Below are 21,576 nucleotides of genomic sequence, written 5' to 3'. Positions count from 1 at the left end.
ATCCATGACAGACCACGACGACACCGACACCGGATTCGACCGACGCACCGTCATCAAGACCGCCGCCGCGAGCGCCCTCGGCCTCGCCGCCTCGGGCACCGCCAGCGCCCACGAGTTCAGCGGGAGCTCGAGCAGTAGTACCTCGACCAGCGGCGACCACGACCACACCGACCCGAGCCAGCACACCGACAGCGAGAACGTCGAGAAGCTCGACTACCACAGCCTCGGCGGCGTCGGGACCTCGAGCAACGCGGGCCGCCCCGAGGAGCCGCACTACGGCGCCATCACCGAGATTCGAACCCACGGCGACTTCGCCTACGTCGGTTTCTTCAGCTCAGACGACCCGACGAACGACCGCGGGATGGCCATCCTCGACATCTCCGACTTCACCGACGCAGAGTCCTTCTCGGAGCTCCGCAACGCCGAGCTGACCGTCCTCAGCTTCGTCCGCAACGACGACCCGGCATCGGCCGTGATGGACGTCAAGGTCTCCGCCGACGGGAAGTACGTCTTCCTCTCGAAGCAGCCCTACACGGCGCTTTTCAACGAGACGGACCCGACACCCGGCGACGAGGGCGAGTCCAACAGCGCGACCGCGGGAAGCGTCACCGCAGTCGACGTGAGCGACAAGGGCAACCCGGAGGTCGTCGGCGCCTACACCGCCTGGACGACCGGGAGCCACAACGCGACCTACCACCGAATCGGCGGCGAGGACTACGTCTTCGCGTGCAAGGACCTGAACGACGGCACGGCCGGGCTGTACGTCCTGCACTTCGACCGGACGACAGGCCAGTTCACGCTGGAGAACCGCTGGACCCTCGACGGCGACGGCGGTGCAGGCACCGGCGGCACGCTGTACATCCACGACATCACGGTCCAGGACGACCCGCGGACCGGGAAGCCGACCGGCTACCTCTCGTACTGGGACCAGGGCCTGCGCGTGCTCGACCTCTCCGACCCGGCGAACATCGAGGAGATCGGCTGGTTCGACATGGACGCCTCGCACTACGCCGAGCCAGCGCCGGTCCTCATGAACGGCAAACGCGTCGTCGTCGCCGGCCAGGAGGTATCGAGCGTTAGCGACGGCTCCTCCGGGAAGGTCTACCTCGTCGACGCGGACGGCCTCGACGACGGCTACGACGGCTCGCCGAACCTCGTCGAACTCGACCAGTGGGAGCTCCTGTCGAACACCTCGTTCGACAACTTCACCCTGAGCCCGCACAACTTCGACGTGACCGAGGACGGCTGGGTCCACCTCGCCCACTACCACGGCGGCGTCCGCTACCTCGAGATAGACACGGAGGACTGGCTGCTCCGCCACCAGGGCTACTACCTCCCGCACGAGGACGTGCCGGAGGACTCGAAGATGCAGGGGCTCAACTCGGCCGCGCCGTTCACCTGGGGCGCCGTCGAGCGCGACGGCATCACCTTCGCCGCCGACATCAACTCCGGCGTCTACGCCCTCAGACACGAGTACATCCCGTTCAACGCCGACGGCGGGAGCTACGTCACGGCCGAGCGGAGCGACGACGGGAGCGTCTTCACCGGCGGGCAGACCAACCGCATCGACCTGACCATCGCCGCCGACACCGAGGCCCGGGTCCGCGACGAGATTCCGGCCGAGTGGACCGTCATCGGCGGCGACCCCGTCTCGACCGAGACGGTCAACGGCCGGACGACCGTCGAGTTCGACAGCCCGACCGACGGCGGCGAACTGACCTACTTCGTCGAGGCACCGACCGGACTGGCGGAGACCGCCTCCTACTCGTTCGGCCCGGTCTCCGTCAGCACCGACGACGGCGCCTCGTGGACCGAGGTGCCGGACACCACCGAGGACAACACGGTGCTCGGCGCGTCGTCGGCGAGCCTGGGGGCACTCGGCGTCATCGGCGCGGGAAGTGCCGGCTACCGCGTGCGGAACCGGCTGCTGGGACTGCTGCCTGGTGACCGTGGGAGTTCGGACCCGGCCGAGGTGCTGGACGAGGACTTGCGTGAGGACCTCGACGCCACGACGGTGACGGACCCGGTCGAGACGCGGGAGTAGTCTGTCCTCGGCTGGATTTCACCACATCGAATCCCCTGTTCAGTTACGCAGAATCCCGTCGATTACTCGGCTATCTTCCCATCCAGGCGTTCCAGAACTGTCCCGGCCAAATGTTCGATGGTCAGGTAGAATCGGTGATAACGTAGACGACACTCTCGGTCTCGCTTACACCAGTACTGATGAGGCCAGTATCCTCGTAAATCACGAGACTGGACGACGGTTTCTGGGGGAGGGCCCAGTCCGCCACTTCCTCCCCTGTCTCTGCGTCGATTTTGTGGACCGTTCCGCCAGCAGCCGCAGTTGGGAAATACACGAATCCGTCCATCACAGTCGGTGTCTGCGGTCCGCCGCCGTCGAAGCCAAATTCCCAGTTTACAGCGCCACTCTTGGCGTCGATGGCGTACAATCGCTCCCCGCTCGTGGGGACGAAATAGACCGTGCCCTCGCTGTAGGCAGGGTGGGCCTGGTTGTTCTCCCCTGTAGGAAACGCCCACGTCTCGATTCCAGCCACGTCACCGAGCAACCGGAGCGTCCCGTTCGTTTCGGTGATGCATATGCCATGGTCAGTGATCACCGGAACTGCGTACGACGGGTTCTGCAGATTCGTAATCCAATCTAGATTCCCCGATTCACGGTCGACCCGGTAGACGACTCCAGAGCCGCTGTCTCCTGCTGTAACGTACAACGCCTTCCCAGAAATCGCGATACCCATCGGTTGCGAACGGTCTTCGCCAGCCGTCCAGCGAATCTCTCCAGTTCTTGCATCGACTGCGACGACGCCATCCGAGCACACGTACAGGTCGCCGTCAGCGAATCCAGGGCTACTCTGCGGCCGTCCCGTTCCATGCGGGAGTGACCAGTACGCCTCGCCCGTCGCCGCATCGACTGCTCTGGTCGAGCCTCCACTCGTGAGGAATATCGTTTCGCCGACCTGCGTCGGTGTCGCCTTCGACTTTTCCTCTTCGACGACCCAGAGTCGTTCGGCGTCGTGGTCGAACGCATGAAATCCAGATTTCCTGTTCTGGTCCTCTGTTCCATCTATTCCGAGGCAGAGCCCGCTTGACGTGAGGATAGGTTCTTGCTCGAGATACTGGCCGCCGTCGACGAATGGTTCGACGGCTGCATCTTCTGGAAGCTCCCCTGGATTCGTCGGTTCGTTCGTTCGCTCGTAATCAGAAGCGAACGCCGTCCATCCATCTACCGTCGAACTATCGATGGGAGCAGGGGTCGAGGGCTTCTGGCCCCGAGAAGGCAGCATACTACAACCAGAAGACAGCGATAGAGCGGCGAACGTACCCGATTTTACGAATTCCCGCCTCCGACACCGGTTCATGTTCTTCTACATACGTGTTCGCGTTTGTAAGTCGTTCCCCTCCACGAGAACGGGGAACTGTTGTAGTCTCACCTGTCAGGACTCTTCGGTTCGTTCCACTCCACCAGAACGTGTGACTCCACTCGAAATCCACGCCCGGACCAAAAAGGTTGTAGCGCACTGGGCAGTAGAACGTGGCACGCGACTAACACCGTCATGAATCGCAGGACACACGCTCTCTCCGCTCTCGCTCTCGCCTTCCTCGTGGCACTCGCCGGCTGTAGTGCCTTCGTCGCCGACCAGGAGGAGAAGGAGGTGCCGGACGCGGACGAGATACAGGCAGACGCGGTAGCACAGCTGTCGTCGGTCGAGTCGTACAACTACTCGATGACGACGACCATCGAGTTCGGCGGCAACAACCTCACGTCGACGGCGGTCGGGACGGTCAACCGGACCGCCCAGCGGATGTCCGCCGACCCGATGACGACGACGGTCCGGACGAACTCGACCACCTCGAAGAAGGTGAGCCGGGCGTACGTCATCGGCGACCAGCAGTGCATCCACGTCAACAGCACGTGGGAGCAGAAGTCGACCGACCGCAGCCCGTGGCGCGGCGGCGCGAACCTCAGCACGCAGCAGGAGCTGCTCAACTCCTCGACGGCGACCGTGACGAACGGGACCCTCGACGGGCAGGCCGTCTACGTCATCGAGGTCAAGCCGGACAACGAGGCGATCCGGAAGCTCGTCGGCGAGCAGGAGAGCGGCGATGAGGTCGAGTTCCGCAACGTGACCTACCGGCAGTTCGTCGATAAGGACTCGAAGAACCTGCTCAAGTCCGCGATGTCCGCGACCTACGTCGTCAGCGGGCGCGAGGCGACGATGAAGGTCGAGATGTCCTTCTCGGACTACAACACCAGCCACCCCGTGACCCTCCCGAAGGAGGCCGTGAAGGACGGCAAGAAGGCTGGCCCGTGCGCCGGCATGGCCAGCGGGTCGACCGGCGGTGACGGCGGGAACGACGGTTCCGGCAGCAGCAGTTCGGTGCAGTCGGGCTGGCTGTTCGACTGGTTCTGACGCGGTTCTCTCCTCGGTTCCTACGGTCTCGATTCGGTTCCTACAGGTTCTCGCCCTGGTAGCTCCCGTCGTACTCGCCCTCGTGGTTCGCCTCCGCGAGCACCAGCTGGGCGATGCGTGCGCCTTCCTCTATCTCGATGTCCTGGTGGACCTGCAGCAGGCCCTCGCCGCGGCCCTCGTAACCCGCGTCCCAGACTGCCGTGTTCAGCATGCAGGAGTTGCGCAGCAGCGACGAACGCGGGTAGAGGAAGCCGACGTGCCCCTCGGGGATGTGGATGGTTTCGGCGTAGCGGACGACGTAGCCGCCCTGCTCGAGGTAGTACGTCTCCGGCGAGTCGTCCTCGTACTGTTCGGGCTCCACCTCGCTCCGGTCGGCGATCTCCTTGCCGTCGCGGGCGATTCGGCCCGGCTCACGGCCCTCGAAGACGGCGTCGAGGGTCAGGTCGACGCCGTTCGGCTGGACCTGTTCGTCCGTGGTGGGTGAGACGTGTTCTGCGACGAAGGCACCTGAACGGTACATACGGAGTCTGTTCCGGTGGTGGTGAATGTAGCTTGCGAGTCGTCGTCGTTCGAGTGGATGAGGAGAGATGGTGGCGGCGGAGCTGTCGGCGACGTGTTTTCTGCGGTCGTCGTTGCCGACTCTCCCTTCGAGGAGCAGGTCACGAACCACGACGGACCCGAGAGACCGCCCCGCACAGCTCCGCACCACTGCTCACGGGCCACGCGGTGGCCCGCTCGCCACGAGTCGACTGCGTCGCCTCGCTCTCCTCCCCAGCCGACTGCGCGCTTCCCTCGACTCCACTTCGTTGCGTCTCGGTGCAGTGCTCGTCCCTCGCACGATGTCGGCTCGCGGCCTCGCTAGCGCGAGACACGCTCGCAAGCGCGCGCCAGCCGGCTGATTCGGACCAGTCATCCACCCTGTGGCGGCCAGCAATGAGCCATGACACAGCATGGCACGACACGCCCGCTCGGCAAACATTGCGCGAAACGACAGCACTCGCGGCGAATTCTGCACGGTCGTCCATCCACAAACACGCTGGATTTATGGTCGCGGGTAGTCGATTTCCGTGTGCTATGGGACAGACGCTTACCGAGAAGATTCTCGAGGAGCACCTCGTCGAGGGTGAACTCGAGACAGGAGAGGAGATCGGGATCGAGATCGACCAGGTGCTGACGCAGGACACGACGGGGACGATGGTGTGGCTGCAGTTCGAGGCGATGGACCTCGACGAGGTCCAGACCGAGATCGCCGCTCAGTACTGTGACCACCAGACCTACCAGTTCGACTTCAAGAACACGGACGACCACCGCTTCCTCCGTTCTGCTGCTGGTACCTTCGGCGCGTACTTCTCCCGCCCGGGCAACGGTATCTGCCACAACGTCCACAAGGAGAACTTCGCCGCGCCCGGCAAGACGATGCTCGGCTCGGACTCCCACACGCCGACGCCCGGTGGCCTGGGTGAACTCGCCATCGGTGCCGGCGGTATCGACGTCGCCGTCGCGATGGGTGGCGCGCCGTACTACATCGAGATGCCGGAGGTCGTCAACGTCCGACTCGAAGGCGAGCTTCCCGAGTGGTCCTCCGCGAAGGACGTCATCCTCGAGATGCTGCGCCGCCTCTCCGTGAAGGGTGGCGTCGGAAAGGTCCTCGAGTACACCGGGCCCGGTGTCGAGACGCTCTCCGTACCGGAGCGCACCACGATCACCAACATGGGTACCGAACTCGGTGCGACCTCCTCTATCTTCCCGACCGACGAGAAGACGAAGGACTACCTCGCGCGCCAGGGTCGTGAGGACGACTTCCAGGAGGTCGTCCCGGACGACGACGCCGAGTACGCCGACGAGATCGTCGTCGACCTCTCGGACATCGAGCCGCTCATCGCGTGCCCGTCCATGCCCGACAACGTCGTGCCCGTCCGCGAGGTCGCGGGCGAGTCCGTCGAGCAGGTCATGGTCGGCTCCTGTACGAACGGTGGCTACGAGGACATCCTCCCGGCCGCGAAGATGCTCGAGGGTCGCGAGATCAACAAGAAGACCGAGATGATCGTCGCGCCCGGTTCGAAGCAGGCCTCGGAGATGCTGGCCCGTCAGGGCTGGGTCGCCGAGATGATGGCCGCCGGCGTCAACTTCTCCGAAGCGACGTGTGGTGCCTGTATCGGCATCGGTCACGTCCCCGCCAGCGACTCCGTCTCCCTGCGTACCTTCAACCGCAACTTCGAGGGTCGTTCCGGTATCGAGGACGACTCCGTCTACCTCTGCAGCCCGGAAGTCGCCGCGGCAGCCGCCCTCAAGGGCGAGATCGTCGACCCGCGCGACCTCGCCGACGAACTCGGCGACCTCGACGCCCCCGGCTTCGAGCTCCCCGACCAGTACAACGGTTCGAAGGCAGACCTCATCACGCCCGACGAGGCCGTCGACGACGACCTCGTCAAGGGCCCGAACATCGGCGACGTCCCGCTCAAGGACGAACTCGACGCCAAGCTCGAAGGCGAAGCACTGCTCAAGATGGACGACAACATCACGACCGACCACATCATCCCTGCGACGCAGGACATCCTGATGTACCGGTCGAACGTCCCGAAGCTCTCCGAGTTCACGCTCTCGCGCGTCGACGACACGTTCGCCGAGCGCGCACTCGAATCCGACGGCGGCTTCCTCGTCGCCGGCGAGAACTACGGGCAGGGCTCCTCGCGTGAGCACGCCGCGATGTGTCCGATGTACCTCGGCATCGAGGGCGTCTTCGCACAGTCGTTCGCTCGTATCCACCGCGCCAACCTGTTCAACTTCGGTATCGTGCCGTACCTCATCGACGAGGAAACGTACGAGAAGCTCGACCAGGGCGACGACATCGAAGTCGTCGACGACGTCCGCGAGGGCGTCGAGTCCGGCCAGGAGGAGTTCACGGTCCGCGTGAACGACGACTGGGAGTTCACGGCGACGCTGGACGCCTCCCAGCGCGAGCGCGACATGCTCGCCCTCGGCGGCAAGCTCCCGTGGACGAAGCAGCACGCCACCGGCGGCTCTGCGCCTGCGGACGACTGAACGTAGAACGACCCCGATTCTCCTTTCTTTCGACGCGCTGAAGCCCGTGGAGCAGCGACTCCGTCGTGATGGCCCGTTTCGAGAGTGCTGTCGCCGGAAGCCTCTTCGCCGCGTGTGGACTCGTCGCCTGGGTGACCGGTCTCCCGTTCGTCTTTCCGAGTCTGGGGCCAACCGCGTTCGTCCTCGCGATGGGCGACGACCCCGGCCCGAGACGTGTCGTCGGCGGGCACACGGTCGGTGCGGTCGCCGGCTTCGCGTCCTACCACCTGCTCGCAAGTGGACTGGTCGCCACCGCGGAGTCTGCCCCCTTCGCGGTGAGTTCCGCACAGCTCGCCCTCTCCGGGACCGTCGCGGTGGCGGCGACGACGGCAGGTATGCTGCAGACCAGAACTGTCCACGCCCCGGCCTGTGCGACGACGCTCATCGTCTCTCTCGGACTCCTCCCCACACCCGGAGAGGTGCTGGTTCTCGTGGCCGCGGTGGTGCTACTGTATACGGTCTTCGAACTATCTACCCGTATCATTGATGGCTACCGGGCGCGAACGGGTATTCAGTGACCACGACGGCGCCGGACCCTGTAGACCACAGTTCGATACGGAAAGCCGAGCAGGCCGACCTGCTCGCAGTTTACCGCATCGAGCAAACGTCGTTCCCGCAGCCCTGGCCCTTCGAGGCCTTCCAGGGCTTCCTCGGCGAGCCGGGGTTTCTGGTCGCGACGGAGGGCCAGAAGGTGACCGGTTACGTCGTCGCGGACTGCATCCCCAACCACGGTCGGGGCCTGGGACACATCAAGGACCTCGCGGTCCATCCCGACCGCCGCGGTCAGGGAATCGGACGCAGGCTGCTCGCCCGCGCCATCGCCGCGCTGTCGGCACAGAACGCCGCCTCGGTGAAACTCGAGGTCCGCGCAAGCAACGACACAGCCAAATCGCTCTACCAGAATTTCGGCTTCGAGACACTGCGAACCATCCCCCGGTATTACGACGACGGCGAGAACGCCCTCGTGATGGTCAAGTCGCTGTAATCGTCGAAAGCCACCGTTTTACGCGTCGCTCTCCTGCCGTCGACCATGGGATACGCCTGTCCAGTCTGTGAGGTGCCCCACGCCGACGCCGAACACCTCGCGAACCACCTCGCGTTCACCGCGATGTTACACGCCGACGAACACGAGCAATGGCTCGACGAGCACGCCCCCGACTGGGGTGGCTCCAACCCGGAGACGCTCGCACCGGTCGTCGCCGAACACGTCGAGGAGGCCGAGTTCGACGGCGTCTTCGACGATACGACCGACGGGCACGACCACCAGCACGGCCAGTCGTTCGAGGACGCCGTCGCCGAACAGGCCGGTGGCATCCAGCAGGGCCGCGGTGACCTCACCTCGTCACAGGAGGCGGCTATCGAGGAAGCACGCGAACTGACGCGACAGATGCGCGAGAACCGAGAGGCAGCGCTGGACGACGATGACGACGCGGACGATGCGGCAGACACCGAAAACGAGTAACCGCCGGACCCACGAGTCTCGGACATGCACACCGTCGGAACCCTTACTCCCGAGACCGAGGCCGAGGCCCGCGACGCGTACGAGTCTGTCGGCCCGACCGCCCAGCTCGTCGTGAAGGAGGTCGCGAAAGCGATGCAGTTCGACCGCGAGGAGTACCGCGACCGCGTCGACACCGATGTCGTGGCGACCGCCCGTGACGTGCTCTTCGCGGCCGAACTCGCAGTTCACGTCGGCTCTCGAGCGGAGTACGACGAGTGGCGCGACGGCTTCGACGGCGAGGTGCTCGAGATGGGGAACGAGAACGTGGACAACGTGGTCTGGCACGTCGCCCCCTTCGCGAACGAGGCCGTCGCTGCGACGTTCCAGCAGGAGGAGGACGCCGCCGTCGGAACCCTTCGCCGTCAAGCACTGGGGAAGCTGTACCGGGACCGGCTGTAGGGTCTCGAGAAACGGTACGGTTTACCGACTGGCCGTCGCAGATGCCAAAAATGACAGACGATAGAACATGGCCAGTTCTGGAGTCGACCGTCGAGTACGAGACCGGCTGGTACACCGGCGGCTACGACCGCGTCGAACAGCCCGACGGGACCGAGAAGGACTACTACTGGGCAGACCTGCCGTCGGCGGTCGTCGTGGTCGCACTGCACGACGACGAGGTTATCTTCGTCGAACAGTACCGGCCGACCATCCGCGAGACGCACCTGGAACTCCCGGCCGGAATCGTCGAAGACGGTGAGTCGTACGAGGAGGCAGGTGCCCGGGAGCTTCGTGAAGAGACGGGCTTCGACCCGTCCGAGGTGACCCTCCTGCAGGAGTGCTGGTGCTCGACGGGCGTCCTCCGGCACCGCCGAGGCCTCGTCGTCGCCGAGGGTCTCGAGTCAGGCGAGCGCAAGCTCGATTCGAACGAGTTCATCACCGTCCGGCGAGTTCCGCTCGAAGACGCGCTCTCTCGTGCACGGGAGCAGCCGACCAACGACGCGACGATCGAGGGGCTGTTGCTGGCGAAGGAAGACGGCTTCCTGTGATTGACTCCTCCAAAGGAGATTTCCATTAGTTGGAATTAACTACCTGCCCCGTGCACGCCTATCCGGATGCACCGAAGAGACCTACTTCGGACGGTCGCAGCGGGAGGTATCACTGCACTCGGCATCGGAGCCGTCGACACCGTAGCGGCGGCGGACAGCCAGCTCGAACCCGGCACGTGGTACGACGCAACCGTCACCGACGTGACCGACGGCGACACGATCGACGTCACGCTCGACAGCGACGGGACGGACTACGAGATCCGCGTCCTCGGCGTCGACACACCCGAGACGAAGCGTAACGGGAAGTACGAGTCCATCCCCGAGTGGGAAGGAATCGAGGACGACAAGCACCTTACCTCTTGGGGCGAGAACGCCAAGGACTACGCGCAGTCGCTGTTCCCCGACGGGACGGCGGTACAGATAGCCGTCGATGCGGAGGAGGACGAAGTCGACCCGTACGGCCGGCTACTGGCGTACATCAGGTACGACTCGACCGGAGACGGGACCTACGACACGCTCTACAACCGTGACCTCATCGAGCAGGGCTACGCCCGCGTCTACGGTTCCAGCCTGACCCAGCACGACGACTTCTGGCAGGCTGAGCACGACGCGCAGTCCGCTGGTGCCGGGGTCTGGGGTCAGAGCGACCCGGCGAACACGAGCGAGGTCGACGACGATCCGGTCTCCGAGCTGTTCTTCCCGAAGGTCTCCTCGGTACGGACCGACGCCGGAGCTATCGACCCCGCTCGCGTACCTGTCTTCGCCGAGTCCTCGGCGTACCAGCAGCTCGACGGCGGCGTCAGCTACTCGCAGATTCCGCTCGTCGGCCTCGACGAGGGCGCGAATGTGGCGATGGTCGGCGGCCTCTCCATCGACGAGTCGTTCGAGGACCAGGCGGTCGGCCAGCACGAGGTCTTCCTCACCAACCTCGTCGACTACCTCTCCTCGAAGTCGGGGCAGCTCCTCATCGACGGTGGTCACGGCCAGTTCAACGCGGACAACGCGCTCTCGAACGAGGACGCGGTCCACTACCAGCGCTACCTCGAGGGACAGGGCATCGCCTTCGAGCAGGTGAACACACTCGACGGGCAGGGTGACAACGCCCTCTCGACGGCACGAGGAATTGTCATCACGAACCCTCCGCAGGCGTTCACCACGAGCGAGGTCGACGCGCTCTCCTCGTTCGTCTCGAACGGCGGCGCCGTGCTGCTGCTCGGAAGCGCGCTCGCGTCGAGCACGGCCCGGTCGAATCTCGACGCGCTCGCGGCCGACCTCGGCTCGGATCTCCGGCTCAACGGGGACCAGGTGTTCGACGACCAGCACAACGCCGGCAGTGGACGGGGTGACAGCAGCCTCGTCACGACGGGGAACGTCGACGCGTCGTTCCCGCTGTTCGACCCCTACAGCTGAGGCTCGACGGTATCAGGGCGAGTGGGCGAACAGCCGGTGCATCGCTCCCCTCCACCGGTGCACCGGACACCCGCCTCGTTCGGCGGAGGGCGACGATCAGCGCATCGAACGGTCTTGCCGCCCTATCGTACTTGAACCCAGACCACGGTTCCCGGGCTCCAGCATCCTTAACCGGAACGCCTGCCAACACGGAACCGAAGATGGACGGCGAAATACGCCCTGACGAGGTGGCAGAACTCGTCGACGCAGGGTCGGTCTGCGTCGTCGACATCCGAAACGAACTGAGCTACGACCGCGGTCACATCCCGGGGTCGACCAATCTCCCCTTCCATCGGCTCACGCAGGAGGTCGACCGGTTCGACGATTGCGACCGCGTCGTCACCGTCTGCCCCCACGGAAAGGCCAGTGTACAGGCGGCGAACCTCATCGCATCGTACGAAGGCTTCCACGGCACCGTCGAGAGCATGGCTGGGGGGCTCGAGGCGTGGGACGGAGAACTGACGCAGACGGAACGAGACAACGGCGACGAAGACGAAGGTCCGGCACCGTTCTGACCGAGTTCGACTCGCTGGCGACGAAGTAGGTATCCGGTATCGTTCAGACGGTGCAGTCGCTACAGTGATGTAAAAGACACGGGGTACGGCCGAGGGTTCAGGCGACGTTGAAACCGCGGTCGCGGAGGAAGTCCTCGATCCGACCGGAATGATTCCCTTGGAGTTCGATGTGGTCGTTCTCGACCGTGCCACCACAGGCGAACTTCGACTTCAGGTCGGACGAGAGACTATCGAGGTCGACGTCTTTCGTACCGAACCCTTCGATGACCGTTACCTCTTTCCCGTATCTGCGCTCGTCAATGCGGATTGTGAGTTCCGTATCACCCTTGGCGACGTCTTCGCAGACGCAGAGTTCCTCAGGCAATCCACACGTCGAGCAGACTTCGGACATTTTACGGCTTCACTTTCGTGAGTAAGGTACTAAACAGTGTCGACAAGCTTTTTCAAAAGGGAGAAACGTACCGGCACAGGCGCAGAGGACGCCGTCCGGGTCGGCTCCGCTGCTTCGACGCGGATGCGACGAGAAGAAGAGACGGGCAGGAGCCGAGATGCGGTGGAGACGGGCCGACCGACAGGGACGAGAAAGTGCGTATTAGCGTCCGAATCTCCGCAGCAGTGGCGTGTGAGACCGGACGATAGCATCGACCAGCTCGACCGCCTCGTTCGCCTCCTCACGGGAGACCCCGTGACCGTACACCGCCTTCTCGTGGAGTTCACCGACCCGCTCTGCCCGGGCATCGACACCGGAGATGGATAGCTTCCTGATGTAGGTCCGCGGTGATTCTTTCGTCCGACGCGGCCGGTACTTCCGTTCGAACAGGAGTTCGAGCCGTTCGACGGCGCGCTCGACGTCGGTCTCCGGATCGCGCTGAGTCCCTTGCCAGCGCATCTTCGCCTCTCGCTGGACGGCCCCGGTCACGCCAGCTCGGTGTGCACTGGCCGCGAGGCCGACCATGGCGACGAAACCGAACGCGAGCAGTCTCTGCTGCTCCGGACCGAAGTCGAATCCGCCGCCACCGCCCGGACGGTCGCTCGTGCTCGCACTCGGGAATGAGGTGAAGTTCCCGTCACTGGACGGAACCTCCGTCCCGAGGTTCGGGTCTCGGAACGAGCGCGTCTGGTTCTGGTCGACCGAGGTCCGGTCGGTGGGGATTGCGGTCGTCGTCGTTAGCGGAACGTTCTCGCTGCCATCGGTATCGACGCCTTCCTCACCATCGTCGCGGGCGTCTTCGATGCGCTGGATTTCGGCGTCTTCGCGGGGATCGGCCGGCGTCGGGTCGAACTTGACCCAGCCGACGTCCTCGAAGTACACCTCGACCCACGCGTGTGAGTTGAGTCCGCGCATGACGTACTCGTTCTCGTCTATCTGCTGGCCAGGCGTGTAGCCGACGACGTACCGGGCGGGGATGCCCTGTGAGCGGAGCATCATCGTCATCGTCGTCGCGAAGTAGACGCAGTAGCCCTCTTCGCGCTCGAGGAGGAACTTCTCCGCGATGTTGCCGGAGGGACGCTGGACGTCGAGCGAGTACGCCTTGTTCTCTTCGAGCCACCGCTCGATGGCGACGGCCTTGTCGTAGGCGTTCGTCGCGCCGGCATCGTCGACGATGGCCTGCGTCTTCCGGTCGAACTCCCTCGAGAAGTCGGGCTGTTTGTCCGCTGCCAGGTAGCCCTCGCGAACCTCGGTCGGGTAGTCGGTCCCGCTCTGCCGGAGCGTCGCCGGGTCCGCGACGGGCACCTCGCTGATGACGCGGTAGGAATCGTTCGTCTGGAACGTCACCGATGCGCGGATGTCCCCGTGCTCGGTAACCTGCGTGAACTCCTGGACCTGCCCGTCGACGCGGACGGGCTGGTTCGCCGCTGGCATGAGGTTCAGTTTGGACTTCACCGTCACCAGCTGGCTGACCGTCGTCGTGTTCCCCGGCGGAGCTCGCAGTCCGTTCGGATACGGCTGGGTACTACCAGTCCGTATCCATTTCCCGCCGGTGAACCGGTCGTAGATGCCGGCGCGCATGTACTGCGGCTCGTCCATCTTCGCCGTGAACCGAACCTCCGGCGAGAGTTCGATGGGGCCCTGGATGGTGGTCTCACCGGGGGCGCTCGTGAGACTTCCTTCGACGGTGTTGGGGCCGTCGTCGACCAGCCGAAGCGCCTGCCCGGTGAACGGGAGCTGGATGGCAGACGCGATGAGCATCAGCGTGAACAGGACGACGAGTACGTCGGCCTGGAGAATCGAGCCGCCGTGCTGTTCGAGTTCACCGAACCCGATCATCGCGATGCCGCCGAGGGTGCCGCCGAATAGCATCCCCCGAAGCAGCCAGCCCTCGTTTCCGAGGTAGGTCGCCGCGTCGCCCGTCAGGACGAGGACCAGGAACGCGAGTCCCCCGACGACTGCGCCCCAGACGTACCGTCGTCGGAACGCGAGGTACCACGAGAAGAACGCCGGTGCGGGTGCGAACCCGAGAATCCAGAGGTTCGCCGCCTTCAGCCGGAGGATGGTCAGTCCCGTCAACAGGGAGATGGTGTCGGCGACGATCTTGTCGCTCGCCTTGAGCAGTACCTCCAGCCCGTTGGGCGTCGAGAGGATGTAGAAGCCGTAGCTCCCGACGAGCAACAGGGTGGTCAACAGGGCGGCGACCTGCTCGTCGATGGTTCGAGAGAGGACCGCCGCGAGGGCGATACAGCCGACCACGACGAGCAACAGCGTCGTCGACCCACCGACGGTCTGGGTCAGCTTGTACAGCACCGTCACCCACGTCGCGGTGAGTACCGCAAGTCCGCCGAGGGCGAGCAACCGGAACCAGTTCACCTCGTCGTGCTCGGTCGCGTCCGACGTGGCGGACCGTCGGCGGGTTCCGGTGCTCATGCGGCCACCTCCGTCTCTGCTGCGGTCGAATCGTCACCGAGGAACGTCTCGAACGGGACCTCGCTGTCACGAAGCCGGATGGTGACGTCGGTCTGTTCGCTGGCGACGATGACGACGTCTGCTTCGTCGTGGTACGACTCGGGTACCTGCCCGGGACCGACCGTCGCGAGGTGGCGGAGCAGTTCGTCGCGGTCGTCCCCCCCGGGGCCGACGTGGACCTCCCCCGCGGGAGTTGCGAGGTCGACGTTGATGCCGGCGTCGAGGAGGTAGAGCGCGATGCTCGCCGTCGCCTCGGCCATCTCGTCGTCCCAGCCGTCTGCGGCCTCTGCGGCGATGCGGACGTCGCCGAGGTCGTTTTCGGCGATGAACTCCTTGACGACGAGGTCGTCGTCGAGCCGCTTGGCGCTCGACTTCCAGTGCACGTCACGGAGGGAGTCACCGCGGTTGTACTCGCGGAGCGAGTCGAACTCCTCGCGGTTGTGTTCCGGTGCTCCCTCCGGCAGGAGGTTCAGATCGTGCCGGGTCGCCCCGGTGAGGCTGTACACCTGCGGGTACACGAGCACGGTATCACGGGTCGTATAGGTGTAGCTTCGCTCGGCGAGACCGAGAACATCTCGAACCGTCAGCGTGAGTGGTCCGAGTACGTGTTCTCCTCGGCTGAGATACTCGACGTCGTACCCCAACTCGCCAGTACCGATGGTCGCGTCGAATCCGTTGTTGGCACTCTCGAGTCCCTCTGGCAGCTCGTCGTAGACGCTTGCGCTGACCGGTGACGAGACGTCGAAGGAGATACCGACCTCGCGCTCCTCACCGATGTACCCCTCCTTCGGCACGCGTCGTGAGAGCGTCGGCTGGCCGGTGATGACCAGCTGGATGACCGCACCGAGGAGCGCCACCACGATGGGGATGATGATGGCTCCGAGCTGGCGTGACCCGAACTGCACTGCCATGGCGATACCGACGACCACGACGACCGTGGCGCCGATACCGCGGCGTGTGAGCTTCATTCGACCGGGACGTTGTCGAGTGCATCCTCGACGACCTGTACGCCCTGGTCGCGAGGACCACTCGCGGCGAGTCGGATACGGTGGCTCAGGACCCGTGGCGCCTCGACCTGAAGGTCCTCCGGGACGACGTATCCGCGACCTTCGAGCACGGCACGGGCCTGGGCGGCACGGAACAGGGCGATGGTCCCTCGGGGCGAGACACCGAGTTTGGCGTGCTCGCGGGTGTACGCCGCGATACGCGTCCCGTAGTCTCGGACCGCCGGTTTCACCGTCACCCCAGAGACCGTCTCGCGGGCCTGCCGGATGGTCTCGACGTCCGTGACCGGTTCGAGCGTCTCGATGGGGTGGTGGCCGACGACCCGAGCGAGCATCTCCGACTCCTCGTCCTGCGTCGGATAGCCGAGGTGAAGCTTCTTCATGAATCGGTCGACCTCGGCGAGCGGCAGCTCGTAGGTCCGGTTCGGCTCGACCGAGTTCTGCGTCGCGATGACCGTGAAGGGCTGTGGCAGTTTGCGGGTCGTCCCGTCGACGGTGACCTGCTCCTCCTCCATCGCCTCTAGTAGGGCGGACTGCGTCTTCGGGGGGGCGCGGTTTATCTCGTCGCCGAGGACCATGTTCGCGAACACCGGTCCCTGCTGGAACTCGAACTCACGCGTCTTCTGGTTGAAGACGTTGACACCGGTGATGTCGGAGGGCAGGAGGTCCGGCGTGAACTGTACACGTTTGAACGAACAGTCGATAGACGCAGCGATGGCGCGGGCGAGCATCGTCTTGCCGACGCCGGGAACGTCCTCGAGGAGGACGTGCCCGCGCGAGAGAATGGTCGTCACGACGTGCTCGATCTCATCGTGGTGGCCGACGATGACCTCCTCGACGTTCTCGATAACGTCGCGGCTCGTTTGCGCCGCCTCGTCGATAGAGAGCGGGTCGAGGCTGGTTTCAGGGCGACTCGGCTGCTGCGCAGCGTCAGATGTGTTGGCGTCCGTCATGGTGAGGGTTGCTGGCCAGACTGGCCGATTGCTGTCCGGTTGGAGGGTCGCTGTCACGGCCTGCGTTGTACGACCGTAAATGCTTTCCTGTTGTCATGCTCGCTGCCACCGCAACGAGCACTAACCCACCGGCGCTTGTGCTGTCGTACAGGTCTGTTGCGGCCCCAGGCTTGTAACGTTGCTGTGCGTGGGCATGGGTCTCCACGAAGCGTCGATATCCGGTCGCTCCCCGGTTATCTCACCATTCCTTGCAGTCGGGGCAGACGAACTCGTTCCCGTCGCGCCAGAGTCGTTGAACCGTCGCGCTGCAGGCGGCGCAGTTCCGACCCTCCGGTGACCACCGGTAGGTCGTCACCGCTGGCTGGGTCGCAGCAACCGGCGCGTCCTCTGTCGTCGGCGTCTCTGCCTCCTCGTCGAGATCGCCATCACCACCGGAGAAGTCGTCTAGCGACGAGTTTCGTGTCACGAGGACCGGTACGACGCCCCCACTCTTGAGGCCAACGGACAGAATCAAGTATCGGCACTCGAACCTGCAGGTATGGCAAACGGACTCGCGTCGGTCGTCTTCCAGAGCGCGACCGACCCGGTACACAACATAGAGCAGATAATCGAGGGCTTCACCAGCGTCGCGGCCAACGGCGACCCCCTGTCAATCGCCCTGCTCGCCATCGGTGGCCTCCTGCTCGCCTTCTCCGGCGGCGTCTTCGGCCTGCTCACGCTCGGTGGACTCGGCAGCGCACTCACCCGTGGCTTCACCCGCTCGCCGCCACGGACGATGGACTCCAACGAGTCGCACTGAGCACGACAGCCACAGGAACAGACCGGTCTCTCAGAGTCCTCCGCGACCGGCCTCTCAGACGTACTCTTCGACTGCTTCGGCCACGAGCCGTGGCGCCGTCGTCGGCTCCGGACCGAGCGGGGTGCCGGCGACGAAGCTGTCCGCGTACTCCATAACCGCGGCTACCCGTTCACCGACCTGTTCGGGCGTCCCTGCGATGCAGAACGCGTCGAGCATCGCCGGCGTCACCGCTCCGAACGCCGTCTCGAAGTCACCCGCCGATAACGCCTCACCGACTGTCTGTGCCGCATCGTGGTCGATGTCGTGGCGGTCGAGCACCGGATCGGCTGCGCCAGCGGCGATGAACGCGACCGGCGGTCGAGCAGCCTCTCGTGCCGCACTCTCGTCCTCGGCCACCGAGACGCTGGCGAACGCCGCGAAGTCGAACTCGCCGCGGCCGTCAGGTCGCTGGTCGAGGCCCTCGTCGACGCGGTCTGCAGCCCACTCGAAGTCCCGCGGATGTGAGCCGTTGAGCAATACGCCGTCGGCGTGTTTGGCAGCCATCCGGATCATGTGCGGCCCCTGTGCACCGACGTAGACCGGGATGTGGCCCACGTCGAAGTTCAACTCGGCGGCAGTCGCCTCGAAAGTGCCGTCGTGGTCGACGCGCTCGCCCGCCCAGAGCTGCTGGGCGACCTTGAACGTCTCCAGCACCCGCCGTAGCGGCCGGTCGTGCTCGAACCCGAGGTTCGACAGGGCAGAACGGTCGCCCGCCCCGATGCCGAAGACGGCACGTCCGTCGGTCGTCTCCGACAGCGTCGCCATCCGCGAGGCGAGCGAGACGGGATGGGTCTCGTACGGGTTGACGACGCCGGGTCCGACGTCGAGAGTCGTCTCGCGAGCGATTCGATCGCAGACGAGAAACGGATCCCGGTTGAAGTGGTGCGACGACGCGAACAGCGTGTCGAAGCCAGCGTCGTCGGCCACCCGCGCCGTTTCGAGCAGCTCGTCGAGCGGGTGCTCCGGCGTCAGTTCGATGCCGAGTCTATCCATCGAACTCCCACCCCCGAAGTGCTTGCCGGACGAGGTCGGAGTCGACGTCGCGGAACACCTGGTCGTGGCCCGAGAGCTCGCCGAACTCCCAGTCCCGGACGACGACGACCGGCGTGCCGCCCGAGCCCTCGCCCGCGACGAGGTTCGCGGCGGACGCGAGTTCGTCGACGACGCACTGGACCGTCACGCCGAGTTCGCGTCCGTCACGGTCGTTCTCACCGCGCCAGTCCCGGTTGGCCGGCATCCCGGCCCAGCCGATGGCGACCGCGGTCTGCCCGTGCCGGAACGGCCGGCCGCTCGTATCCGATACGACGACGGGATTCTCGTGCGGGAGACCGTCGCTGATTCGGGCGGCGCTATCCGAGGGCTGTTTGGGGAGCAACAGCAGGTCGTTCCCAGGGACGTTCGACCGGTCGATGCCTGCGTTGACGCCGACGTGACCGAACCGGGTCTCCGTGAGCAAGAACGGTTCCTCCATCACCAGTTCCGTCGACTCCTCGAGGACGGCCTGGGCGAACCGCGGGTCCTTCTCGTCGCCCGAGATGGCCTCGAGCCGGCGGGCTATCTCTCTCGCTCGTGGACCAGCGGGAAAGTCGGCGAGGTCTGCGGTCCGCCCTTCCGCCTTCGAGACGATCGTCGAGGCGACGACCACCACGTCGTCGGCCCGGAGGTCGCACCGGTCGCTGACGATGGCCGCGAGGTCGTCCCCCTCCCGGATCTCCGGGACGTCTGGGACGGGCAGTAGTTCCATGCAGGCCACTGTGCGAGCGCGGAGGAAAAGACCGCCGATGTTGGAAACGCGTGCCGGTACGGCCGGTCTCGCTCGACTCGTCCCGCCTCACCCCTCGAGAAGTTCGACCGAGAGTTCGCCATCGGCAACCTCGACGACGTACATCGTCGCCCGGGTCGCTGGTCGAGCCGCGGTCGCACTCCCCGGGTTGAGTAACCGAACGCCGTCGACCTCCTCGTCCATGACCTCGTGGGTGTGGCCTGCGATTCCGACGGCGTCGCCCCCGCCGTGCTCTCGAACCGCTTTCGAAACGCGCCGGCGATATCCAGCCTTCGGGCCGCTCCCGTGGGTGACGACGAACGTCACGCCGCCCAGTTCGAGGACGGCGACCTCGGGCAAGCCGAGCGAGCCGGGGTCCACGTTCCCCGCGACTGCGGTCAGCTCCGGCGCGAACGACCGGACGGTGTCGAACGCCTCCGGCGAATCGAAGTCTCCGGCGTGGACGACGTGATCTGCTCGTTCGCACTCGTCGACGACCCAGTCGGGAATCGCCGATGCACGAGAGGGGACGTGCGTGTCGCTGATGATGGCCACTCGAACCATGTCGCAGGATGGTCGGCAGGGACTGAAAATCCCACCGGAACCGGGAGACGGTTCTACCTTCGAGCAGCCGACGGCCCCAGCCGAAGAGGGCAACGTTGAGGAACCCGGAAGTCGTCGCTTCTGGCATGACAGATGGAACCCACGTCGTGACAGCGTTCCTCCGGAACGAGGGCGAGCTGTTGCTGTTGCGACGCTCCGACGCGGTCGGGACGTACACCGGACTGTGGGGTGGCGTCTCGGGCTTCGCGGAGGGCGACCCGGACGAGCAGGTCCTCGTCGAGATCCGCGAAGAGACTGGGCTCGACGACGCCGACGTGACGCTCGTCCGTTCCGGATCGCTCGTCCGGTTCACTGACGAGGACCTTGAGCGCGACTGGGTCGTCCACCCGTACCTCTTCGACGCGAACGACGGCGAGATAGAACTGAGCGACGAGCACGACGACTTCGAGTGGGTCCCCGCGACCGAACTGCTCAGGCGCGAGACGGTACCCGAGCTCTGGGCGGCCTACGAGCGGGTCGCACCATCGGTCCGGAGCGTGACCGCGGATACCGACCACGGTGCCGCCTACCTGTCGATTCGCGCGCTTGAGGTCCTCCGCGACCGTGCCGGCCTGCTCGTCCACGAGGGTGCGTCCGACGACGAGGCGTGGGACGAACTGTCCGACCTCGGGACGCGTCTGCTCCGCGCTCGCCCGAGCATGGCCGTCCTGAAGAACCGCGTCAACCGCGTGCTGGCGACCGCCGACCGAGGTGCGGCGAGCGTCGAGGAGACGGCCATCGAGGAGATTCGACGGGCGACCAGCGCCGACACGGAGGCCGCGGTTCGGGCCTCTGCACTGGTCAAAGACCGTTCGGTCCTGACGCTCTCGCGCTCGGGGACCGTACTCAGGGCGCTCGCGGACGCCGACCCGATGGAGCTGTTCGTCCTCGAATCCCGACCCGGCGGCGAGGGCGTCGGCGTCGCTGAGTCGCTCGTCGACGAGCTCCCGGTGACACTGGTTCCCGACGCAGCCGTCGCGCAGGTGCTCGCCTCGGAGGACATCGACGTGCTGCTCGTCGGCGCTGACACCGTCCTCCCGGACGGGACCGTCGTCAACAAGACCGGGACCCGGACCGCGGCGCTGGCCGCGGCCCACGAGGAGATCCCCCTGTACGTCGTCGCCGCGACGGACAAGGTCAGCGTCGACGAGTCCGTGAACCTGGAGACGGGCCGCCGGTCGATGGTCTACGATGGAGACGCGCCGATAACCGTGTTCAACCCCATCTTCGACGAGACGCCGGGCCACCTCGTCGACGCCATCGTGACGGAGCGTGGCGAGCGCTCGCCGGAAGAGATTCGCGAGCTCGCCGAGGAGCTCCGCGGGTACGCGTCCTGGCAGGCGTAGCTGGACTGGCGTCGCTGGAACGAATGGCGAACAGGCGGCGCATGCGGTCTTCGTCCGGCGGCGCGCCACACACCCGCCTCGACTCGCCGGACGGCAGTTCTCAGAGGATGGCGAGTCTGGAGGCGTGATGGTACTTGAACGACCGGATAGGTCGGAAGAAGTTGACTATGGTCACTCGAAAGCGTTTTTCGTCCGAGGGGAGTTAC

The 21,576-nt window shown here is 65.4% G+C and carries 22 protein-coding genes; 12 read left to right on the top strand and 10 right to left on the bottom strand.

Annotated elements, in window-relative coordinates:
- The first annotated feature begins 4 nt into the window (after positions 1 to 4).
- The gene (locus ACSC1Y_RS11040; RefSeq protein ID WP_435334898.1) at positions 5 to 2,044 is read left to right on the top strand and encodes an LVIVD repeat-containing protein; all 2,040 of its coding nucleotides are present in this window, start codon (positions 5 to 7) and stop codon (positions 2,042 to 2,044) included.
- Between the two features lie 121 nt (positions 2,045 to 2,165).
- Here the strand turns inward: ACSC1Y_RS11040 and ACSC1Y_RS11035 are convergent, their stop codons facing one another.
- A complete protein-coding gene (locus ACSC1Y_RS11035) occupies positions 2,166 to 3,302 on the bottom strand; it encodes a PQQ-binding-like beta-propeller repeat protein (RefSeq protein WP_435334897.1) in 1,137 nt (378 codons plus the stop codon).
- A gap of 270 nt (positions 3,303 to 3,572) precedes the next feature.
- Between ACSC1Y_RS11035 and ACSC1Y_RS11030 the strand changes: the two genes are divergently transcribed.
- Positions 3,573 to 4,430, top strand: coding sequence for a LolA-like protein (locus ACSC1Y_RS11030; protein ID WP_435334896.1), 858 nt, complete (start codon positions 3,573 to 3,575; stop codon positions 4,428 to 4,430).
- Positions 4,431 to 4,470: 40 nt separating this feature from the next.
- On the opposite strand, the gene ACSC1Y_RS11025 is transcribed toward ACSC1Y_RS11030, so the two are convergent.
- Positions 4,471 to 4,977 (bottom strand): deoxyuridine 5'-triphosphate nucleotidohydrolase, encoded by a 507-nt coding sequence (locus ACSC1Y_RS11025; RefSeq protein WP_435335159.1) that lies wholly within the window; start codon positions 4,975 to 4,977, stop codon positions 4,471 to 4,473.
- 527 nt (positions 4,978 to 5,504) lie between these two features.
- Here ACSC1Y_RS11025 and ACSC1Y_RS11020 point away from each other — a divergent pair.
- From ACSC1Y_RS11020 to ACSC1Y_RS10985, 8 genes are all read left to right on the top strand, one after another.
- Positions 5,505 to 7,472, top strand: a complete 1,968-nt coding sequence (locus ACSC1Y_RS11020; RefSeq protein WP_435334895.1) for an aconitate hydratase — start codon at positions 5,505 to 5,507, stop codon at positions 7,470 to 7,472.
- 68 nt (positions 7,473 to 7,540) lie between these two features.
- Positions 7,541 to 8,029: an HPP family protein gene (locus ACSC1Y_RS11015; protein WP_435334894.1), complete on the top strand. Its 489-nt coding sequence runs from the start codon at positions 7,541 to 7,543 to the stop codon at positions 8,027 to 8,029.
- Positions 8,026 to 8,496: a ribosomal protein S18-alanine N-acetyltransferase gene (gene rimI / locus ACSC1Y_RS11010; protein WP_435334893.1), complete on the top strand. Its 471-nt coding sequence runs from the start codon at positions 8,026 to 8,028 to the stop codon at positions 8,494 to 8,496. The genes ACSC1Y_RS11015 and rimI overlap by 4 nt, the downstream gene beginning before the upstream one ends.
- 45 nt (positions 8,497 to 8,541) lie before the next feature.
- A complete protein-coding gene (locus ACSC1Y_RS11005; RefSeq protein WP_435334892.1) occupies positions 8,542 to 8,973 on the top strand; it encodes a DUF5810 domain-containing protein in 432 nt (143 codons plus the stop codon).
- A gap of 24 nt (positions 8,974 to 8,997) precedes the next feature.
- Positions 8,998 to 9,411, top strand: a complete 414-nt coding sequence (locus ACSC1Y_RS11000) for a DUF5809 family protein (RefSeq protein WP_435334891.1) — start codon at positions 8,998 to 9,000, stop codon at positions 9,409 to 9,411.
- 50 nt (positions 9,412 to 9,461) lie between these two features.
- The gene (locus ACSC1Y_RS10995; RefSeq protein WP_435334890.1) at positions 9,462 to 9,998 is read left to right on the top strand and encodes an NUDIX hydrolase; all 537 of its coding nucleotides are present in this window, start codon (positions 9,462 to 9,464) and stop codon (positions 9,996 to 9,998) included.
- A gap of 66 nt (positions 9,999 to 10,064) precedes the next feature.
- The gene (locus ACSC1Y_RS10990; RefSeq protein WP_435334889.1) at positions 10,065 to 11,408 is read left to right on the top strand and encodes a thermonuclease family protein; all 1,344 of its coding nucleotides are present in this window, start codon (positions 10,065 to 10,067) and stop codon (positions 11,406 to 11,408) included.
- Positions 11,409 to 11,608: 200 nt separating this feature from the next.
- Positions 11,609 to 11,962, top strand: a complete 354-nt coding sequence (locus tag ACSC1Y_RS10985) for a rhodanese-like domain-containing protein (protein ID WP_435334888.1) — start codon at positions 11,609 to 11,611, stop codon at positions 11,960 to 11,962.
- Positions 11,963 to 12,059: 97 nt separating this feature from the next.
- On the opposite strand, the gene ACSC1Y_RS10980 is transcribed toward ACSC1Y_RS10985, so the two are convergent.
- The 5 genes from ACSC1Y_RS10980 to ACSC1Y_RS10960 all read right to left on the bottom strand — a co-directional run bounded on the left by ACSC1Y_RS10980 (position 12,060) and on the right by ACSC1Y_RS10960 (position 17,287).
- Entirely contained in the window at positions 12,060 to 12,353 is a 294-nt protein-coding gene (locus ACSC1Y_RS10980; protein ID WP_435334887.1) for a translation initiation factor, read from the bottom strand.
- A gap of 201 nt (positions 12,354 to 12,554) precedes the next feature.
- Positions 12,555 to 14,825, bottom strand: coding sequence for a transglutaminase TgpA family protein (locus ACSC1Y_RS10975; RefSeq protein ID WP_435334886.1), 2,271 nt, complete (start codon positions 14,823 to 14,825; stop codon positions 12,555 to 12,557).
- Positions 14,822 to 15,832, bottom strand: a complete 1,011-nt coding sequence (locus ACSC1Y_RS10970; protein WP_435334885.1) for a DUF58 domain-containing protein — start codon at positions 15,830 to 15,832, stop codon at positions 14,822 to 14,824. The genes ACSC1Y_RS10975 and ACSC1Y_RS10970 overlap by 4 nt, the downstream gene beginning before the upstream one ends.
- Positions 15,829 to 16,821, bottom strand: a complete 993-nt coding sequence (locus tag ACSC1Y_RS10965) for an AAA family ATPase (RefSeq protein WP_435334884.1) — start codon at positions 16,819 to 16,821, stop codon at positions 15,829 to 15,831. Before ACSC1Y_RS10965 ends, ACSC1Y_RS10970 begins: the two co-directional genes overlap by 4 nt.
- Positions 16,822 to 17,059: 238 nt before the next feature.
- Positions 17,060 to 17,287 carry a DUF7573 domain-containing protein gene (locus tag ACSC1Y_RS10960; protein WP_435334883.1) on the bottom strand — a complete coding sequence of 76 codons (228 nt, stop codon included), beginning with the start codon at positions 17,285 to 17,287 and terminating at the stop codon, positions 17,060 to 17,062.
- A 72-nt stretch (positions 17,288 to 17,359) separates the two neighbouring features.
- Between ACSC1Y_RS10960 and ACSC1Y_RS10955 the strand changes: the two genes are divergently transcribed.
- Entirely contained in the window at positions 17,360 to 17,620 is a 261-nt protein-coding gene (locus ACSC1Y_RS10955; protein ID WP_435334882.1) for a DUF8024 family protein, read from the top strand.
- Positions 17,621 to 17,674: 54 nt separating this feature from the next.
- Here ACSC1Y_RS10955 and ACSC1Y_RS10950 read toward each other — a convergent pair whose 3' ends face one another.
- From ACSC1Y_RS10950 to ACSC1Y_RS10940, 3 genes are all read right to left on the bottom strand, one after another.
- A complete protein-coding gene (locus ACSC1Y_RS10950) occupies positions 17,675 to 18,652 on the bottom strand; it encodes a 5,10-methylenetetrahydromethanopterin reductase (protein WP_435334881.1) in 978 nt (325 codons plus the stop codon).
- Complete coding sequence (locus ACSC1Y_RS10945; RefSeq protein WP_435334880.1) at positions 18,645 to 19,403, bottom strand: coenzyme F420-0:L-glutamate ligase; 759 nt, start codon at positions 19,401 to 19,403, stop codon at positions 18,645 to 18,647. Before ACSC1Y_RS10945 ends, ACSC1Y_RS10950 begins: the two co-directional genes overlap by 8 nt.
- A gap of 87 nt (positions 19,404 to 19,490) precedes the next feature.
- Positions 19,491 to 19,985: a metallophosphoesterase family protein gene (locus tag ACSC1Y_RS10940; RefSeq protein WP_435334879.1), complete on the bottom strand. Its 495-nt coding sequence runs from the start codon at positions 19,983 to 19,985 to the stop codon at positions 19,491 to 19,493.
- 125 nt (positions 19,986 to 20,110) lie between these two features.
- Here ACSC1Y_RS10940 and ACSC1Y_RS10935 point away from each other — a divergent pair, with 125 nt between their 5' ends.
- Complete coding sequence (locus ACSC1Y_RS10935; protein ID WP_435334878.1) at positions 20,111 to 21,370, top strand: eIF2B alpha/beta/delta subunit family protein; 1,260 nt, start codon at positions 20,111 to 20,113, stop codon at positions 21,368 to 21,370.
- Positions 21,371 to 21,576: the final 206 nt, after the last annotated feature.

Origin of the sequence: Haloarchaeobius lipolyticus, assembly GCF_051208015.1 — an archaeon.
Taxonomy (GTDB): Archaea; Halobacteriota; Halobacteria; order Halobacteriales; family Natrialbaceae; genus Haloarchaeobius.
The sequence above is the reverse complement of the archived record's forward strand: the minus strand, read 5'-3'. Positions and strand labels throughout refer to the sequence as shown.

What these genes read in the sequence shown, in the direction of transcription:
- ACSC1Y_RS11040 (WP_435334898.1), top strand. Translation starts at nt 5, where the DNA reads ATGACAGACCACGACGACACCGACACCGGATTCGACCGACGCACCGTC.
- ACSC1Y_RS11035 (WP_435334897.1), bottom strand. Translation starts at nt 3,302, where the DNA reads ATGCTGCCTTCTCGGGGCCAGAAGCCCTCGACCCCTGCTCCCATCGAT.
- ACSC1Y_RS11030 (WP_435334896.1), top strand. Translation starts at nt 3,573, where the DNA reads ATGAATCGCAGGACACACGCTCTCTCCGCTCTCGCTCTCGCCTTCCTC.
- ACSC1Y_RS11020 (WP_435334895.1), top strand. Translation starts at nt 5,505, where the DNA reads ATGGGACAGACGCTTACCGAGAAGATTCTCGAGGAGCACCTCGTCGAG.
- ACSC1Y_RS11015 (WP_435334894.1), top strand. Translation starts at nt 7,541, where the DNA reads ATGGCCCGTTTCGAGAGTGCTGTCGCCGGAAGCCTCTTCGCCGCGTGT.
- ACSC1Y_RS11005 (WP_435334892.1), top strand. Translation starts at nt 8,542, where the DNA reads ATGGGATACGCCTGTCCAGTCTGTGAGGTGCCCCACGCCGACGCCGAA.
- ACSC1Y_RS11000 (WP_435334891.1), top strand. Translation starts at nt 8,998, where the DNA reads ATGCACACCGTCGGAACCCTTACTCCCGAGACCGAGGCCGAGGCCCGC.
- ACSC1Y_RS10995 (WP_435334890.1), top strand. Translation starts at nt 9,462, where the DNA reads ATGACAGACGATAGAACATGGCCAGTTCTGGAGTCGACCGTCGAGTAC.
- ACSC1Y_RS10990 (WP_435334889.1), top strand. Translation starts at nt 10,065, where the DNA reads ATGCACCGAAGAGACCTACTTCGGACGGTCGCAGCGGGAGGTATCACT.
- ACSC1Y_RS10985 (WP_435334888.1), top strand. Translation starts at nt 11,609, where the DNA reads ATGGACGGCGAAATACGCCCTGACGAGGTGGCAGAACTCGTCGACGCA.
- ACSC1Y_RS10980 (WP_435334887.1), bottom strand. Translation starts at nt 12,353, where the DNA reads ATGTCCGAAGTCTGCTCGACGTGTGGATTGCCTGAGGAACTCTGCGTC.
- ACSC1Y_RS10975 (WP_435334886.1), bottom strand. Translation starts at nt 14,825, where the DNA reads ATGAGCACCGGAACCCGCCGACGGTCCGCCACGTCGGACGCGACCGAG.
- ACSC1Y_RS10970 (WP_435334885.1), bottom strand. Translation starts at nt 15,832, where the DNA reads ATGAAGCTCACACGCCGCGGTATCGGCGCCACGGTCGTCGTGGTCGTC.
- ACSC1Y_RS10965 (WP_435334884.1), bottom strand. Translation starts at nt 16,821, where the DNA reads ATGACGGACGCCAACACATCTGACGCTGCGCAGCAGCCGAGTCGCCCT.
- ACSC1Y_RS10955 (WP_435334882.1), top strand. Translation starts at nt 17,360, where the DNA reads ATGGCAAACGGACTCGCGTCGGTCGTCTTCCAGAGCGCGACCGACCCG.
- ACSC1Y_RS10950 (WP_435334881.1), bottom strand. Translation starts at nt 18,652, where the DNA reads ATGGATAGACTCGGCATCGAACTGACGCCGGAGCACCCGCTCGACGAG.
- ACSC1Y_RS10945 (WP_435334880.1), bottom strand. Translation starts at nt 19,403, where the DNA reads ATGGAACTACTGCCCGTCCCAGACGTCCCGGAGATCCGGGAGGGGGAC.
- ACSC1Y_RS10940 (WP_435334879.1), bottom strand. Translation starts at nt 19,985, where the DNA reads ATGGTTCGAGTGGCCATCATCAGCGACACGCACGTCCCCTCTCGTGCA.
- ACSC1Y_RS10935 (WP_435334878.1), top strand. Translation starts at nt 20,111, where the DNA reads ATGACAGATGGAACCCACGTCGTGACAGCGTTCCTCCGGAACGAGGGC.